This window comes from Nocardia flavorosea NBRC 108225, from assembly GCF_001613385.1.
Taxonomy (GTDB): Bacteria; Actinomycetota; Actinomycetes; order Mycobacteriales; family Mycobacteriaceae; genus Nocardia; species Nocardia flavorosea.
Genome location: NZ_BDCG01000022.1, coordinates 189,748 through 206,001, shown reverse-complemented (window position 1 = coordinate 206,001; position 16,254 = coordinate 189,748). Strand labels below are relative to the sequence as shown.

Sequence of the window (16,254 nt, the reverse complement as noted above, 5' to 3'; positions counted from 1 at the left end):
TCGCGCCGGTAACTCCTGTGCATGCGAGGTCGTGGTGGGTCTGCTGCGACGATACGGACACGGTCCTGTCGAGTCCGGCGCCGGGCGCGGGAGGAGGTTCGATCCTGACTCGGGACGACCGGTGGCGGCAACCGATTGTCATGAGTTGCCACCACCGGCACCGCGAGCTGGAGCGGGCCGCCCCGGATATGCGATTCTCGGCCCGCACGGGACCTACTGCGTCACTCCTGCTGGGACGCGGGCTCCGCGCGGTGAGGACGGGCAATGACTGTGATCGTCGTGATGGGTGTAGCGGGCTCCGGGAAGACCACGGTCGGGACGATGCTGGCCGAGCGCCTCGGGGTGGAATACGGTGAGGCGGATACTTTCCACCCGCCGGCCAATATCGCGAAAATGGATGCCGGGATTCCACTGACCGACGCGGATCGAACGCCGTGGTTACGGACCGTCGCCGAGTGGACGTCCGCACACGATCCCGGCGGCGGTGTGGTGTCGTGCTCGGCGCTGAAACGGCGATATCGCGATGTCCTGCGGGCCGCGGCCGGAATCTGGTTCCTGCATCTGCACGGGGGCCGTGATGTCATCGCCGGGCGGATATCGGCGCGCGCCGGCCATTTCATGCCGGTGTCGCTGCTGGACTCGCAATTCGCCGACCTGGAACCGCTGTCCGCGGACGAGGAGGGAATGATGCTGGAGGTGGCCGAGGCTCCGCAGCGGATCGTCGATATCGCCGCACAAGCCTTCACCTCGTATCTCGGGGGTGCACGATGAAGCCGGCATGGCTCGATGTCTCCGCCGGTGTGGCCGGGGATATGTTGCTGGGCGCACTGGTCGATGCGGGGGTACCACCACAGGTGGTCCAGGCGGCAATCGATGCGGTCGTGCCGGGATCGGTGCGAATCGAATGTTCTGAGGTCGTTCGCTGCGGTATGCGCGCGTGCAAAGTGGATCCGGTCGTTCGCGTGGACGATCCACCGCATCGGCATTGGTCCGATATCCGGGCTCTGCTCACGACGGCAGCCTTACCGGAGGCAGTGCGCACGGACACGTTGCGAGTGTTCGGCCGTCTCGCGGAGGCGGAGGCCGGTATCCACGGCGTACCGGTCGACCGGGTGCATTTCCACGAAGTCGGCGCCCTCGATTCGATCGCCGATATCGTCGGTGCCTGTGCGGCGCTGCACTATCTCGGTATCGAGCGGGTGACCGCGGGGCCGCTTTCGCTGGGTTCGGGCAGCGTGGTGGCAGCGCACGGCACAATACCTGTGCCCGTACCCGCGGTGCTGGCGATGTCCAGCGGCCGACGGGTTCGCGCCGGCGGCGACGGGGAGTTGGCCACACCGACCGGGGTGGCCTGGGTGACCGCCTTGGCGGATGAGTCCGCGGCCCTGCCGTCGATGCGGCTGGAGCGGGTCGGAATCGGCGCGGGGACAAAAGATTTCCCCGACCGCCCGAACGTCGTCAGGGTCCTGGTCGGTGCGAGCGAGGCCACCGGAGCCATCGGTAGCGACGGGACCGGAGCCGCCGCCGAGAACGTCGTCTTGGAGGCCAATGTCGACGATCTCGATCCACGGGTCTGGCCGGCCGTCCTGCAGCGGCTCCTGTCCTCCGGAGCCGATGACGCCTGGCTGACGCCCATTCTCATGAAGAAGGGCCGGCCGGCCCACACAGTTCACGCCCTGGTCGCCGTCCAGCACGTGGAGCAGGTGTCGGCGGTATTGCTGACCGAGACCAGCACGATCGGCCTGCGTCGGCTCGTGGTCGGGAAAACCGCGCTCGCGCGGGCCTGGCGGCCGGTCGAGATCACGGGGGGCCGGGTGCGGATCAAGGTGGCGCTAGACCTGGACCGCATCATCCAGGCCACGCCCGAATTCGACGATGTCGCGGAGCTGGCGCGGGCGACCGGGCGGCCGGTGCGTGTCGTTCTGGACGAGGCGGTGGCGGCCGCGGTGTCGAAGGGACTGGCGACCGGGCAGCGGCTACCGGACGAATCCGTGCCGTAGCGTCACGGCTCGGATCACGCGGGTGCGGAGGCGATTTGGGCGGCGATATGCCCGGCGCCGTAACCATTGTCGATATTGACCACCGATACCCCGGGCGCGCAGGAATTGAGCATGGTCAGCAGTGGTGCGACGCCACCGAAGGCGGCCCCGTAGCCCACCGAGGTGGGTACGGCGATCACCGGCGCGCTGATCAGCCCGGCGACCACACTGGGTAGTGCGCCGTCCATACCGGCGGCCACGACCACGACCCGGGCCGAACGCAGCAGTTCGAGCCGGCCCAGGACCCGGTGCAGGCCGGCGACACCGATATCGGCGACCAGATCGCAGTGCCGGCCGAGATGCCGGGCGGTCATCCACGCCTCTTGCGCCACCGGGAGATCGGTGGTTCCGGCCGTGGCGACGACGACCCGTCCTCCGCTGGTGGCGGGTGGGTCCGGCGGCCAGGCCAGCATCCGGGCGGCCGGTTCGTAGCGTGCCTCGGGCAGCGCCCGCCGGATGGCTCGGGCTTGCTCGGGTTCGGCACGGGTGAACAGCACCACGCCCGGGTGTTCGCGTACTTCGGCGGCGATCGCCGCCAACTGCTCGGCGGTTTTACCCGGGCAGAAGATCGCTTCGGGGTAGCCGCGCCGGGCGGTGCGATCGTGATCCAGTTCGCTGAACACCGAGGGAATCGACCAGGGCACGGTCATCGGACAGACACCAGGGGAAGGGTGAACGCACCGGACTGAATTCCGGCCAGATCGACGGCAACGAACTGGAAACCGTTTGCACGCACCACATTGCGGACCAGGTCACGCAGCGGTGGTGTCACCGCCCGGCCGATCTCGTGGGGAGGCAGTTCGATCCGCGCCACCTCGCCGTGGTGCCGGATACGCAGATCGCGAAAACCCAGCTCCCGCAGTGCTTGCTCGGCTCTTTCCACCTGACCGAGCTTCTCCGGTGTCACTTCGGCGAAATGAGGGATCCGCGACGCCAGACAGGGCGCGGCGGGTTTGTCCGCATTCGGCAGTGCGAGTGCGTGTGCCAGCCGGCGGACGAGGGCTTTGCCTACTCCCGCGTCGGCCAGTGGTCGCAGGACGGAGAAATGGGCCGCGGCGCGGGCTCCCGGCCGGTCGGTCCGGCGGGCATCGTCGGCGTTTTCGCCATAGGCGATCGCGGCCAGCCCCTCACGCTGTACCAGATCGGCGGAAATGCGTTCGAACAACTCGTATTTGCAGTGGAAACAGCGATCGGGCCCGTTGGCTCGGTATTCGGGACGGTCACCCTCGTGGGTCGACAGCGTCACGGTACGGACACCGAGCCCGGCGCTCACCGCAAGGGCAGAGTCGAGCTCGGAGCGGGGAAGGCTCGGAGATACCCCGATGATCGCGCATACGCGGCCGGTTCCCAGAGACCGGGCGGCGAGTGCGAGCAGAACTGCGGAATCCACCCCGCCCGAGTAGGCCACACCGAGCGGATCCTGTCCGTGCACGAGTGCGGCGACCTGCTCAGCCGCGAGCGCGAGTTCACCCGTCAGGGATGCGGTGGCGGTCATTGCTGTACTCCTGTCGTCGCCCTCATTCAGCCGGGTGGCCGCACCGTGTGGCAAGCGGTTGCCCTGACTTGTTTCGAGGCAGCGTCGAGCCGCGGATCGGCCGCTGGAGCTGGGTTCACCGGGCCCCCTTGACCCGGAAGCGGATCACCAGACCCCCGGCCAGCACCAGCGACCCGCCGGTCAGGTACAGGAGGGTGTAATTATGGTCGGTCCCTACGGCCAACAGGAGTGGAGCGAGCAATGGCGCGGTGGATCGGGACACGGTGTTGGCGAGACCGGCGATGGCCATGAACCGCCCCGCCTCTCGGGGGTCGGGCAGAATATCGAGCGTGATGGCATGGTCGACCGCGGTGAAGACCCCCAGTCCGAAGCCGCACAGGCAGGCAGCCACCAGGAAGAGCGGCAAATCGTGGGCGAATGCGTACGTGGCCGAACCGCCGGCATAGACTGCTGCGCCCATCACGACGAATGGCCGGCGCCGCCCGAGCCGATCGGAGAGAGAACCGGCGCCGACCGATCCGGCCACGGCTGCGGCCACTCCGGCCACGCTGATCCATGCGACCGCGTGCGCTATCCCGGCCACCGACAGGCCGAGCCGGTGGGCGAGAAAAAAGGTCTGGAACGTGGTGTTGAGCGCCAATCCGCTGTGGAAGCAGAATTTTCCGAGCCATTCCCAGGAGAAGTCGGGATAGCGGCGCGGGTTGTAGCGGTATGTGCGGACGATCGTGCGCACCGACAGCGGTTCGTCGAACACCGCCGATCGCGTATCGGTTTCCGCGGCGAACAGCACCAGCGGTAGCAAGAGGGCGACTCCCAGCAGGCCGGGCACCACCGTCAGCAGGACACCGTGCTGTGCCAGCAACCCGGCTATCACAACTCCCAGAACCGGTGCGCCCTGCTGCGCGAACCCGAGGAAGCCTGCGACCGTGCCGCGCTGATGTGCGGGTAGTTTGTCGGCCTGGAGGGCGGTGATCGAACTCATCGCCGCGCTCCAGCCGAGCACGGTGAGTACCCAGCCCACCGCCAGGACCCCGATATTCGGGGCCAGACCCACGATGATCAGTGCCGACATCCCGACTGCCGCGCCGGTGACCAGGACCGGCCGGCGGCGGCCGAAGCGAGTGCGTACGCGATCGCTGATCACCCCCACCACCGGACCCGCCAGCAGAGATACGGCGCCGCCGAGTCCGGTCAGATAGCCGAGGTATTCGGTCCGGCCGGGCGCGAGCGTATCGACCCGCACCGCCAGTGAGTAGGCGAGCACGGTGATATAGGCCATGAAGGCTCCGCAGCTGCCGAGCATGAGCATGACCACATAGGCAGGCCCTATCCGCTGCTCGCCGGGCACGGCGGCGGGGAGCTGCGTGGGCTCAGTCGCGCGGCGCACGTCCGCTGTCCACAGCACAGTCTCGGCCGGGTGCCCGTTGCGTGCGTGGCGCGTCGCGCTGCGGTCGAAGCATCTCGGATCTCCCTCCCCCGCTGCAGGTTCGCGGGCACCGACCATTCAGCCCCGGTGCCGCCGCGCCCGGCAACCTGTTGCCGTAACTTGTCCGAACGCTATGGCAAACGGTTGCCAACCGAAGCGCCCGGGGCTATTCTCGCGGCCAGAATGAACGAAGTGCCACGCCCACCCACCATCTACGACGTTGCCGAGGCGGCGGGCGTGGCACCGTCGACGGTGTCGCGGGCGTTCTCGCGGCCCGGACGGGTGAGTGCACAGACCGCCACGCATATCTTCGCAGTGGCCGCCGAACTGGGCTATCGGGCGAACCCGCTGGCCCGCGCGCTGCAGAACGGCAAGACCTCCACGATCGCGCTGGTGGTCTCCGATGTGACGAACCCGGTGTTCTTCGCCATCATCCGCGGGGTCGAGGCGGCGGCTGCCGGGGCCGGGTACGCCATGCTGCTGGCCGACACCCAGGAATCGGAGACCTTGGAACGGACGCTGCTCGACCGGCTGATACACGGTGTCGACGGTGTGGTCCTGGCCAGTTCCCGTCTCTCCGACCGGACGATCAGAACGGTGGCGACCCAACGTCCGGTGGTGGTGCTCAACCGGATCGTGTCCGGAACCCGCTGTGTGGTGCCCGATACCGAATCGGGCGTCGGCGCGGCGTTACGTCATCTGGCCGGTCTCGGCCACCGTTCGGTGACCTATATGGCGGGCCCCGAGGCCTCCTGGGTGGACGGTATGCGCTGGCGTTCGGTGGTGGCCACCGCCGCGGAGACCGGACTCAAGGTCGGCCGTGCCGGCCCGTACCTGCCCACCATGGCGGCCGGGGTGGCAGCGGCGCAAGACATACGCCGCACGGCGCCGACCGCGGTCCTCGCCTACAACGACCTACTCGCCATCGGCCTGATCCGCGGACTGACGCAGGCAGGGGTGCGGGTGCCCGAGCAGATGAGCGTCATCGGATTCGACAACGTCTTCGGTTCCGACTTCTGCACTCCCCCGCTGACAACCGTAGCGTCGCCGCTGCGCGCCATGGGCACCGCGGCTTTCCGTGAACTGCACCAGGCGATCCGCGGTGAACCGATGAATTCGCATCCGGTTGTACCGCTGACCGCTCAGCTCGTCGTACGGGGATCGGCGGGGCCACGCAGACGGAAGAGCACCTCTCCGGCATCGGGGACCACCAGGGTGTCCGGATCCGCGCGCCAGGCATCGATATCGATACCCGCCGGATCCGAATAGTCCAGGCCCGCCGCTCGGACCCGATGTTCCGGTATGCCGGTGGCCAGGGTGACCGTGACCCGGCACTGTTCCCCGGCGATATCGTCGAATGTGCCGGCGCCACGCAGATGGGTGGAGTGCGCGAGCACTCCCCAATGAAGATGCCGGAAACGGTCCCACTGCCGGACGAAGTAATCGCGTGTGTGGTAGCCGATTTCCTCGATCTCGGGATGCATCTCGGAGATGGTCGTGATGTGCGGTGCGTACACGACCACCTGGCCCCCGTCGGCAGTAACCGGCTCGACCTTGTAGAACCCCTTGGCCGCGGTCCACATATCGTCGTACTTGGCGGGGATGAGCGACAGCACTCGACGAACGGGCGCGTCCAGATATCTGATATGAACCCGCGCGGAGACGGCGGCGGCGGCCGCCCACGCCGATACGGGATCGCCGAAAGCGGCGCTGTGCAGCGCTTCGCTACCCGACCGGACCACCAGGCACAAGGCGTGCCTTTCGCCCGGCACCAGGGATGCCGCCTCGTTGATGAGCGCGCGCACCGGAGTTGTCCCGGTGGTGCCGATGATGTCGCGGCTGGTGATCAGCGCGCCGAGCCAATGCGACACATCGATCACCTCGGGGCCCGAGAGACCAGGGAAGAGGTACTTGTTCCCGCCGGAGAAGCCGACCACCTCGTGCGGGAACACCGGTCCCACGATGATCGTGACGTCGTGTTCGACCACGGCACGATTGACTCGTACGTCGACACCGGTGCGCAGTAGTCCGCCGGAGAGTTCGGCGATACGCTCGGCGGGGATATGGCCGGCTGTGAAAAAGGTTGCCGACTCCCACCATTCGTGGTTCCGCACGGTCATGCCCGGATAGCGTTCGGCAAGTGCACCGGCCGGGTATCCCAGCCGGCTCGCGAGTCGCTCCTCGCTCATGGCCGCGTGCGTGCCCAATGCGATGACGACCGTGATCCGGGTGGCGCGGCCGTGTAGTTCGCTGTGCAGGGCCGAGATCAGCAGTGGCAGCGGACAGCTGCGGGTGGCGTCGGGCACGACCAGGCATACGCTGCGCCCGTCGAGGTCGAGCGTCGCCAGTTGCCCGGCCACGAAGGCGCGCAACTGCTCCGCGCCGAGCGTCTCGTCCGGTCCACCGATGGTTGCGGCACAGCGTTCGGGCACGGGCGCTCTCCTCCGGGGTTCGTCCTCGAACCATGGCGCCGAGCGCGGGGGTACGGCAACCGGCGATGACAACTGGAGGCAACCGATTGCCCGCGAATCGGGCGAGCGCACAGCATAGCGTGCATGCTTTCTGTTTCCGCGGTGCACGCGGCGCCCCATCCCGACCGGCTGTTCCCGGCCGACCCAGGGGCGCGCGCCGTGGCGCAGCGGCTTCATCGCGCAGTGCGCAACGAGCGGATCGTCTCTCCGCACGGGCACGTCGACGCGCGCCTGCTCGCCGATGACGAACCCTTTTCCGATCCGGCCGGCCTGCTGATCACACCGGATCACTATGTGACGCGACTGCTGCACGCGAACAGGATTCCGCTGGACCGGCTCGGCGTCGGCCGCGGCGAACTGTCCGAGCCGCAGGCGCGCGCGGTCTGGCGCAGCGTATGCGCGAACTGGGAAGTTTTCCGGGGCACGCCGGTGCGGTACTGGTTCGACGTGGAGCTCGCCGAGATCTTCGGAATCACCGAACGCCCCAGCGCGCATAACGCCGATGCTCTCTACGACCGGATCGCCGACCGGCTACGGCAGCCCGATTACCGGCCGCGGCGGCTGTACGAGCGGTTCGGTATCGACGTGCTGGCCACCACGGACGACCCCTGTGACGATCTGAGCGCGCATGCCAGACTCGCCGCCGACCCGGCATGGACCGGCCGGGTCGTTCCCACCTTCCGCCCGGACCGTTACCTCGAACCGGCGTCGCCGGGATGGGACCGGTCCGTCGATCGCCTTGCTGCGGTATCGGATGTCGACACCGGCGACTACGACGGGTACATCGAGGCGCTGGAAAAACGCCGGGGGTACTTCACCGCGCACGGTGCCACCGCGACCGATCACAGCCACGAGGACGTGAACACGCATCCGCTCGGCGCGGCCGAGGCACGTCGTATCTATCGCGCCGCACGCGCGGGTTCGGTGACGGCGGCCGAGGCCGTGGCGTTCCGCCGCCATATGCTCTTCGAGATGGCCCGGATGTCCACCGAGGACGGACTGGTGATGATGTTGCATCCCGCTGTCCGCCGCAACCACCACGGCCCCACCGCCGCCACCTTCGGACCCGATACCGGGCACGACCTTCCCCTGCGCGTGGAATTCACCGATGGCCTGCGCCCACTGCTGGAGAACTTCGGCACGCATCCGAATCTCAACCTGGTCCTGTTCACTCTCGACGAAACCACGTATTCACGGGATATCGCGCCGCTGGCCGGTTTCTATCCGACGGTGTTCGCCGGCGCGCCGTGGTGGTTTCTCGACGCGCCCGACGCCATCCACCGATTCCACGGTGCGGTCACCGAAACCGCGGGCTATCGAAAACTCGCCGGATTCGTCGACGACACCCGCGCATTCTGTTCGATACCGGCACGGCACGATATGGCCCGGCGGCTCGACGCGGCGGCACTGGCCCATCTCGTCGCCGAACATCGCCTCGGCGAAGACGAAGCCGTTGTCATCGCCGGTGAGCTGGTACGGGAACAGCCGAGACGGGTCTTCAAACTATGACCATCGGCACGGGTCCGGCGACGGCGTCCGTACCGGTTGCCGTGGCCGGGCCCCGAACTCCGGTCGGCCGCGGCTTCGTCGTGAAACTGCTGCTGGCGATCGTCGGGACGGGTATCGCCTACACCGCGGCCATGGCCTACTCGCTGGCACTGCGCATCGATCAGCTCGCGCCCGGGCGCGAGGAATACCTCGGCTATCTCACCGGGGCCGGTGGCGCGTTCTCCATGCTGCTCCAACCGCTCCTCGGCGTCTACAGCGATCGGACCCGCCTGCGATTCGGCCGCCGCCGCCCGTTCCTCGCGGGTGGTGCGCTGATCGGCACGACGGGACTCGCGGTACTGGCCGCGGCGCCCGATATGACCATCCTGACCATCGGCTGGCTACTGACCGTACTCGGCTGGTCCATGGCTGCCCAGACAGCCACCAGCAGTCTGCAGGCAGACCTCGTACCGGAGGAACAGCGAGGTCGCGTTGCCGGGCTGGCCGGATTCGCCACGCTGGCAGCTCCGGCGCTGGGCGTCGGTCTCGCCTCGCTCGGCACCGGCGACCCGGTGACCCTGCTGCTGGTACCGGGGCTGATCGGGGTGCTGTTGGTCCTGCCGCTCGTCGCCACCGGTAGCGAGGACATACCCGCCACGGAGCCGCGGGAACCACTCGACCTGCGGCGCCTGTTCGGCAAGTTGCTGTTCGACCCTCGCCGTGAGCACGACTTCTCATGGAATTGGCTGGGCCGGTTCCTGTTCTATGTCGGGCTCACCTTCAATACGACCTACACCACGTACCTGTTCGCTCAGCGGCTCGGCACCGGCGTGAGCGAGGTCGCCGGCCTGGTGACCGCGGTAGCCGGTGCGGGCATGGTGGCCACGACAATCGGTGCGCTCGGTGGCGGTTACCTCTCCGACCGGTTGCGGCGGCGGCGCCTGCTGGTTCTGCTGGCCGGTATCGTGTTCGCGCTCGGCGCGGTCGTCATGGCGTTGTCCGTCGGGGTCGCGGGGCTGATCGCCGGCGCGGCCTTGTCGAATCTGGGCATGGGTGCCTTCTCGGCTGTCGATCAGGCGGTACTCCTCGACGTGCTGCCCGACCGTAAGGAAGCGGGCCGGTTCATCGGAATCATGAACTACGCCCACCAGATACCGCACGGTATCGCTCCGCTGGCGGCGTCGGTGTTGTTGACCCTGGGACCGTCCGGAGACAAGAACTACGCGGCGCTGTACCTGGCAGGCGGTGTCTTCACCGTGCTCGGCGGCGCCGTTATCCACCTGAGAGTCAAGGGAAGCCGCTGAATCCGCAGGACCGGAAGGCACCTCGTTTGTTCGACGGCTCACACACACAGAGAGTTGATTTCGATGACGGTCGGGCCCACCCCTGTCCCTTTCGCGCGCGACAACCGTCCGGCGCCGCCGGTACGTATGATCCATCTGGGTCTCGGCAACTTCTTCCGTGCCCACCAGGCGTGGTACACCGCTCATGCCGCGGACTCGGGCGAATGGGGAATCGCGGCCTTCACCGGCCGCAGCCCCGCCGTCGCGGAAACACTGTCCGCCCAGGACGGGCTGTACACCCTCGTAACCCGGGCTCATGAGCGCGACGAATTCGAAACCGTCCGGGCACTGAGTCACACCTACCCGGCCTCCGACACCGAGTCGTGGCTGGGCTTGTTCGCGACCTCGCAAGTGGCCGTGGTGACGCTCACCGTGACCGAGGCCGGTTACCTCCGCGGTGAAGACGGCGGACTCGATCACCAGGACCTCGCAGTGGCGGCAGATATCGCGGCCCTGCGCGCGGATGTACGGGCAGGTTGTTCCACAGCGGTCGGGCGGCTGGTTGCCGGCCTCGCCGCGCGCCGTGCCGCCGGTGCGGGGCCGATTGCGCTGGTGCCTTGCGACAACCTCCCCGGCAACGGTGCGGTGCTCGCCCGGCTGGTAAGGGAGTTCGCCGAGCTGACCCAACCTTCGCTTACCCGATGGATCGACTCACATGTCTGCTTCGTGACCTCCGCGGTGGACCGCATCACACCCGCAACCACCCCGGACGACTCGGCGCTTGTGGAACGCACCCTCGGCTACCGAGATGCCGCACCCGTCGTCACCGAGCCCTTCCGTGAATGGGTGTTGTGCGGTGATTTCCCGGCCGGCCGGCCGGGCTGGGAATCGTCGGGCGCGGTATTCACGTCGGATGTCACGCCGTACGAGAACCGGAAACTCTGGTTGCTCAACGGAGCTCACTCGCTGTTGGCGTACACCGCACCACTGCGGGGACATCGCACCGTGGCGTCGGCCGTGCGAGACCAGGTGTGCCGCACGTGGCTCGACCTGTGGTGGCGCGAGGCGGAACCGCATACCGGCCTGCCGGGCGCCGATCTCGGCGCGTATCGGCGGGCCCTGCTCGAGAGGTTCGCGAACCCGCGCATCCGCCATCGGCTCGAGCAGATCGCAATGGACGGTTCGAAAAAACTTCCGGTCCGGATCCTGCCGGTGCTGCACCGCGAACGGACCGCGGGCCGAATACCGGAGGGAGCTGTCCGGGCCATCGCCGGCTGGGTATGTCATCTGACCGGCCACGGTGTTCCGGTCTCCGATCCGGGCGCGGCAGGGGTTCACGATATCGATTCGGCGCTGGCGCGGTTGGACCCGTCGCTCGGGGTCGATGTCCCACTCCGGGCGGCCATATTGAACGAAATGCATCGCCTGCGGAACGGATGATCCGAAGCACCGCCGCCGCGACACGTGCGTAAGACCCACCCGGAACAAGTACGAACCGGGCGGGTCTCGGGGCGAGGACTGTCAGCCGAGGCTGAAGGGCTGCCCCCAGAGCGTCACGTCCTGCGTGGCCTTCTCGGTCTCCACCTCCACGCGTACGAACGCGCGGGCCTGCGCGTATCCGGCGCAACCGGACAGCGCGATGGTCGTATTCTTCCAGGAGACCCCGCCCCTGCCGCTGCGGAACGGGTTGAACGTGTTGTGGACGCTCTCCCCGAACGGGTCGGCGCGTTCCTGATCGAGGATGAAGAACTGCTGGGCCTCGCCGGGCCCCAGGCTCAGATTGCCGCCGAGGCTTCCACTCGGATTGGGCCGGGATCCCTCCCAGTCGGAGCTGTATCCGGCGCCACTGTTGACACCACCACCACCGATATTGACCTGGCAACCGACGACATAACCGGGCCGGATCTTTCCGAGTTTCAGGGGTTGCCCGGTGACCACGGCCTCCGCCGTGCCCGATACCCATGTGTTGCGATGCAGCGGCGTCGATCCGAGGGACGGGTTGATGGTTGCGGATTCACCGAACAATCGCACGGTGACGACCGTGCCGTCGCCCAGAGTCTGGGAGATCTCGCCACCGGGCAGGGGGACGAATGTATCGGCGTGGGCGGTGCCTGCGGCAAGCAGTCCCACGGCGGTGACGGCGGTGAGGCACGCACCGGCAGCTCGTGCGACCAATTTGGATTTGATCATGCTTCAAGACCTTCTCGGGAATGGATATCTTTTCGGCGAAAGAAATGAATTCGACCGACCGCATCAGCCGATGCTGAATGGCTGCCCATAGAGGGTGACCTTGGAATGGTATTCGCCGATGAGTTCGAGGACGGTATAGGAACGCGCCTGCGCGTAGCCGGCACAGCCTTGAATCTGGATTTCGAAATCCCGGTACCCGAGCGAATAGGTGCCCGGCTCGAGAATGCTCTTCTTGCCGACCCCTACGAACTTCACCTCGCCCGGTCCCATCTGGAGGCCACCGGAGGCGTTGACCCCGAAACCGTTGGCGCTGAGGTTTCCCGACATGCCGGCCGAGATCGCGGTATCGGAGATGCTGACCTGGCAACCGACGATATAACCGGTATTGACCTGGGAGGCACCGTGGGTCCACGAATTATCGGTACCCGGCCTGTTGCTGGGCGCGGTACCGGGCCCCGCCTTTTCGACGATCCGGGTTGCGGTGACGTCCGCGGTGATGTTTGCGGATACCCAGACCACCCGGCCTACGCCGTTGGCGGCCATGGACGATGACACGACAGCGTGTTCGCCGGTACGTGTGATGGTCGCGCCGCTGGTGGCCTCTGCTCCGTCCGGTAGGGGAACGAAGGCATCGGCATTCGCCGCGCCGGCCGACAGCAGGCCCACGGCGGCCGCGACAGCGCAACCCAGGCCCGCCAGGCGGGCCGCGGCGACCGCTCCGGTGGTCACCGGATCAGTTGAATTCATCAGATCTACCCTCATCTCGATCGAAAACGACGCAGATATCCGAGAACGCTCTTCGGGCGATTACGGATTCGCCGGAATTCGCGAGGGCGGTCGATATCGACGCTCCCGCGAAAGAGCTGTCGTGAAGGCGATTGCGCCGGTCGCCTTCGGCGGAGTACGAGTGATCGGCCTGCGGGTCGGGAGTGGTTTCGATCACAACGTGTGGTCATGGTCGATTACCGGGGGAATTCGTCGCAACCGGTTGCCTCGAGTTGTCGTAGCCCTCCGGCGCGCCGCCACCTCCGACGATCCGCTACGGACACCACGGCCGGCGAGCTCATCTGACCTGCGGTGGCGCCGGCGGAACCAGTTCACGAGAATTACATTCGCAAACTTGAGACACACATTCTGATATGTGGGAGGATGGTTACCGTGAGCTGTTCCGCCCGAGTTCGAGCGAGGCGGTGGGCACGCCTGGACCGAGCCATCAGCCGCCGCACCTACCGACCGGGTATCGACAGGAGGCCACGACTGATCATCGGCCCGGCACCCACCGGTGACAGGGTGACAGGGTGACAGGGTGACAGGGTGACAGGGTGACAGGGATTCGGATTACTGCAGATCGCGGGCGAATGCACCCGGTCTGTTGCTCCTGTCGGCGGAATCCCACTGGGCAAGAGCCGTACGCAGGGTCGCGACGAGCGGAAGTGGCTGGTCCATCATCGGGTGGTGGCCGGCTTCGGCCAATTCGACAACCGTCGCGGGTGGCTCGAACAATCCCGCTATCTCCCGTGCCCGTTTACGGTCCACCAACCCGAGCTCGCAGCGGATGTAGAGCACAGGGGCCGCTGCGGCCCGCAGTGAGCCGAGAGGTGGGATGCGCCCGCGTTCGAGGCGTTTACGCAGCATCTCGGGATCGAACTTCCAGACCCATCCCTCAGGGGTGTTCCGCACCGATTCCTCGGCCACATGCCGCGCCACATACGGGAGCAGCACGGCCTGTTCCGGCACCGTACGGAAGCGGTCGTAGATCGCGTCTTCGGTCGGGTAGGCCTTCTGACTACGGCGGAGCTGCCCGGCGACGGATTCTGCGGACGGCTCACGAAACGGCGAATCGATGACGATCAGACCCGCGACCGACTCCGGATACCGTGCGCCCGCCACAGCGGCCACCCTTCCGCCCATACTGTGCCCGACGATATACGGCCGCCCGGCGATCCCCCCGGCCTCGGCGGCGGCCAGCACCTCGTCGGCCCAGCCGTCGATCGGGTAGCGCGATCGGACGCCGCTGTCGCCGTGGCCGGACAGATCCGGCGCCACCACGCGATACGTCGTCGCCAGCAAGGGAGCGATATGGTCCCACCAGGCCGAATGCGCCGATCCGCCGTGCACCAGAACCACGCCGGGAGTTCCGGCGCGACCCCAGCAACGCAGATGAATCGCTGCCCCGTCGACCTCGACTTCACGATGTTCGGGCAACTCCGCGATCGCCTCGGCGAACCATCCCGGAGCCGCGACAGCCTGCTCGGTCGTCACTGTCATTGCCCTCTCGTTCGCCGCAGACCAACACCACGGACCATATCGCCGCCGGCTGCGATCCGATCACCGGCGCCGGTGCAGGAGCCGGCGTCCGCCGTAGCGGGACGTCGGCACCCTGCGGTCGAGTGCGGCCACCGGGCTTCGTGATCGCGGCGGCCTCCGGATACAGAACCGTACTTCCGCGAAGGGCAGTTCTGCATTCTGTCGGCGTCTCCGGTCCGGCCCTGCCCTGCGGCGGCATCGGTAGTATCGGAGCTACGGTCGGTGCCGGCCACCCACCCATCAGGCGAGCGCAGCCACGGGAGCGTGGGAGATGAGCGCACACGAGGGTCTGAGCCTGCCGCGATTGCCACGCGGTGCGCGACTGCTGCTGATGGCCTCTGTCGGGTTCCTCGTGTTCCTTCTCGTGGCCGCGCGGCTGGTCGGGGTCTATACCAGCTGGTTGTGGTTCGGTGAGGTCGGTTATCGCGAAGTCTGGCGCACTGTGCTGTTCACTCGCCTGTCGCTGTTCGCCGTGATCTCGGCGCTCGTGGGTGGTGTCCTCTTCACGGCGATGTGGCTCGCGTTCCGTTACCGTCCACTGGTCGCCCTCCCGCGGACCGAGGACTACCTGCTGCCCTACCGCATCACGGTGTTGCGGCGACCCTTGTGGTTCGGGCTGGGAATCGCCGGTGCGATCGGGGTCGTCTGCGGGCTCATCGGACAGTCGCGGTGGACGACCGTACAGCTGTTTCTGCACGGCGGATCCTTCGGTCTGCGCGATCCCGAGTTCGGGCACGATATCGGTTTCTACGTTTTCGACCTGCCGTTCTACCGGCTCGTGGTGACCTGGCTGCTCGTGCTGATCTTCCTCGGTTTCCTCGCCGGACTGGCAACGCACTACCTGTTCGGTGGACTGCGGATCGCTGCCGGGCGGCCCGGACTGAGCCACCCTGCCCGCGTCCAGCTGGTGGTGTTCGCCGGCCTCTTCGTCCTGGTGAAGGCCATCGCCTACTGGCTCGACCGGTACACGCTGCTCGCCGGGGACAGCCAGGAACCCACGTTCACCGGCGCCGGATACACCGATATCAACGCGGTGCTGCCGGCCAAGCTCATCCTGTTCGCGATCGCGTTGATCTGCGCCGCGGCCTTCTTCTCCGCCGTCGTGGTCCGGGATCTGCGTATCCCCGCGTTGGCCGCCGCGATGCTTTTGTTGTCGTCGATCCTGGTGGGCGGGGTCTGGCCGCTGGCCGTGGAGCAACTCTCGGTCCGCCCGAACGCCGCCGATAAGCAACGTGTCTACATCGAACGGAATATCGCCGCGACCCGGCAGGCGTACGGGATCGGCGACGACCGCGTCGAGTACCGGCCGTACCCGGGGATCGGAACCCGCCCGCCACGGCCGGCGTCCGCGTCGGCTACGCCCCTACCCTCGCCGAAGCGCTGGACCAGGTATTCGGCGCCGAAACCGGAGACCTCGCCACCGCCCCCGGCGGCAGCGCGGCCGCTCCCCCACCCCCTGGCCGGCCCTCACCGCCACCGGCAACCACGCCACCCGAACAGGCGCCTCCCGCACTGGACGAGGCGACGGTCGCCGAACTCAACGCCCAGATCGAGG

12 protein-coding genes and 2 pseudogenes are annotated in these 16,254 nt (G+C 67.4%); 7 read left to right on the top strand and 7 right to left on the bottom strand.

Features of this window, described 5'->3' with window-relative positions:
* The first annotated feature begins 264 nt into the window (after positions 1-264).
* Complete coding sequence (locus tag NFL01S_RS29115) at positions 265-771, top strand: gluconokinase (RefSeq protein ID WP_062979496.1); 507 nt, start codon at positions 265-267, stop codon at positions 769-771.
* Complete coding sequence (gene larC / locus NFL01S_RS29110; RefSeq protein ID WP_062979495.1) at positions 768-2,000, top strand: nickel pincer cofactor biosynthesis protein LarC; 1,233 nt, start codon at positions 768-770, stop codon at positions 1,998-2,000. Before NFL01S_RS29115 ends, larC begins: the two co-directional genes overlap by 4 nt.
* A gap of 14 nt (positions 2,001-2,014) precedes the next feature.
* Here larC and larB read toward each other — a convergent pair whose 3' ends face one another.
* The 3 genes from larB to NFL01S_RS29095 all read right to left on the bottom strand — a co-directional run bounded on the left by larB (position 2,015) and on the right by NFL01S_RS29095 (position 4,921).
* Positions 2,015-2,689 (bottom strand): nickel pincer cofactor biosynthesis protein LarB, encoded by a 675-nt coding sequence (larB, locus tag NFL01S_RS29105; RefSeq protein WP_062979494.1) that lies wholly within the window; start codon positions 2,687-2,689, stop codon positions 2,015-2,017.
* Positions 2,686-3,534 carry an ATP-dependent sacrificial sulfur transferase LarE gene (larE, locus tag NFL01S_RS29100; RefSeq protein WP_062979493.1) on the bottom strand — a complete coding sequence of 283 codons (849 nt, stop codon included), beginning with the start codon at positions 3,532-3,534 and terminating at the stop codon, positions 2,686-2,688. Before larE ends, larB begins: the two co-directional genes overlap by 4 nt.
* A 115-nt stretch (positions 3,535-3,649) precedes the next feature.
* Positions 3,650-4,921 (bottom strand): MFS transporter, encoded by a 1,272-nt coding sequence (locus tag NFL01S_RS29095; RefSeq protein ID WP_063916092.1) that lies wholly within the window; start codon positions 4,919-4,921, stop codon positions 3,650-3,652.
* Positions 4,922-5,143: 222 nt separating this feature from the next.
* On the opposite strand from NFL01S_RS29095, the pseudogene NFL01S_RS34880 reads away from it, so the two are divergent.
* A pseudogene (locus tag NFL01S_RS34880) lies at positions 5,144-6,064 on the top strand (LacI family DNA-binding transcriptional regulator); the annotation flags it as partial.
* A gap of 38 nt (positions 6,065-6,102) precedes the next feature.
* Here the strand turns inward: NFL01S_RS34880 and NFL01S_RS29085 are convergent.
* The gene (locus NFL01S_RS29085; protein WP_062979491.1) at positions 6,103-7,392 is read right to left on the bottom strand and encodes a lactate racemase domain-containing protein; all 1,290 of its coding nucleotides are present in this window, start codon (positions 7,390-7,392) and stop codon (positions 6,103-6,105) included.
* Between the two features lie 123 nt (positions 7,393-7,515).
* On the opposite strand from NFL01S_RS29085, the gene uxaC reads away from it, so the two are divergent.
* The 3 genes from uxaC (at position 7,516) to NFL01S_RS29070 (ending at position 11,642) form a co-directional block, all read left to right on the top strand.
* Positions 7,516-8,940: a glucuronate isomerase gene (uxaC, locus tag NFL01S_RS29080; protein WP_062979490.1), complete on the top strand. Its 1,425-nt coding sequence runs from the start codon at positions 7,516-7,518 to the stop codon at positions 8,938-8,940.
* The gene (locus NFL01S_RS29075; RefSeq protein WP_157117054.1) at positions 8,937-10,223 is read left to right on the top strand and encodes an MFS transporter; all 1,287 of its coding nucleotides are present in this window, start codon (positions 8,937-8,939) and stop codon (positions 10,221-10,223) included. The genes uxaC and NFL01S_RS29075 overlap by 4 nt, the downstream gene beginning before the upstream one ends.
* A gap of 63 nt (positions 10,224-10,286) precedes the next feature.
* The gene (locus tag NFL01S_RS29070) at positions 10,287-11,642 is read left to right on the top strand and encodes a mannitol dehydrogenase family protein (RefSeq protein WP_062979489.1); all 1,356 of its coding nucleotides are present in this window, start codon (positions 10,287-10,289) and stop codon (positions 11,640-11,642) included.
* 81 nt (positions 11,643-11,723) lie between these two features.
* Here NFL01S_RS29070 and NFL01S_RS29065 read toward each other — a convergent pair whose 3' ends face one another.
* The 3 genes from NFL01S_RS29065 to NFL01S_RS29050 form a co-directional block, all read right to left on the bottom strand.
* Positions 11,724-12,392, bottom strand: coding sequence for an MspA family porin (locus NFL01S_RS29065; protein ID WP_062979488.1), 669 nt, complete (start codon positions 12,390-12,392; stop codon positions 11,724-11,726).
* A 63-nt stretch (positions 12,393-12,455) separates the two neighbouring features.
* Positions 12,456-13,139, bottom strand: coding sequence for an MspA family porin (locus NFL01S_RS29060; RefSeq protein WP_062979487.1), 684 nt, complete (start codon positions 13,137-13,139; stop codon positions 12,456-12,458).
* 591 nt (positions 13,140-13,730) lie between these two features.
* Positions 13,731-14,660 (bottom strand): alpha/beta fold hydrolase, encoded by a 930-nt coding sequence (locus NFL01S_RS29050; RefSeq protein ID WP_062979485.1) that lies wholly within the window; start codon positions 14,658-14,660, stop codon positions 13,731-13,733.
* Between the two features lie 310 nt (positions 14,661-14,970).
* On the opposite strand from NFL01S_RS29050, the pseudogene NFL01S_RS29045 reads away from it, so the two are divergent.
* A pseudogene (locus NFL01S_RS29045) lies at positions 14,971-16,065 on the top strand (UPF0182 family protein); the annotation flags it as partial.
* Between the last annotated feature and the right edge of the window lie 189 nt (positions 16,066-16,254).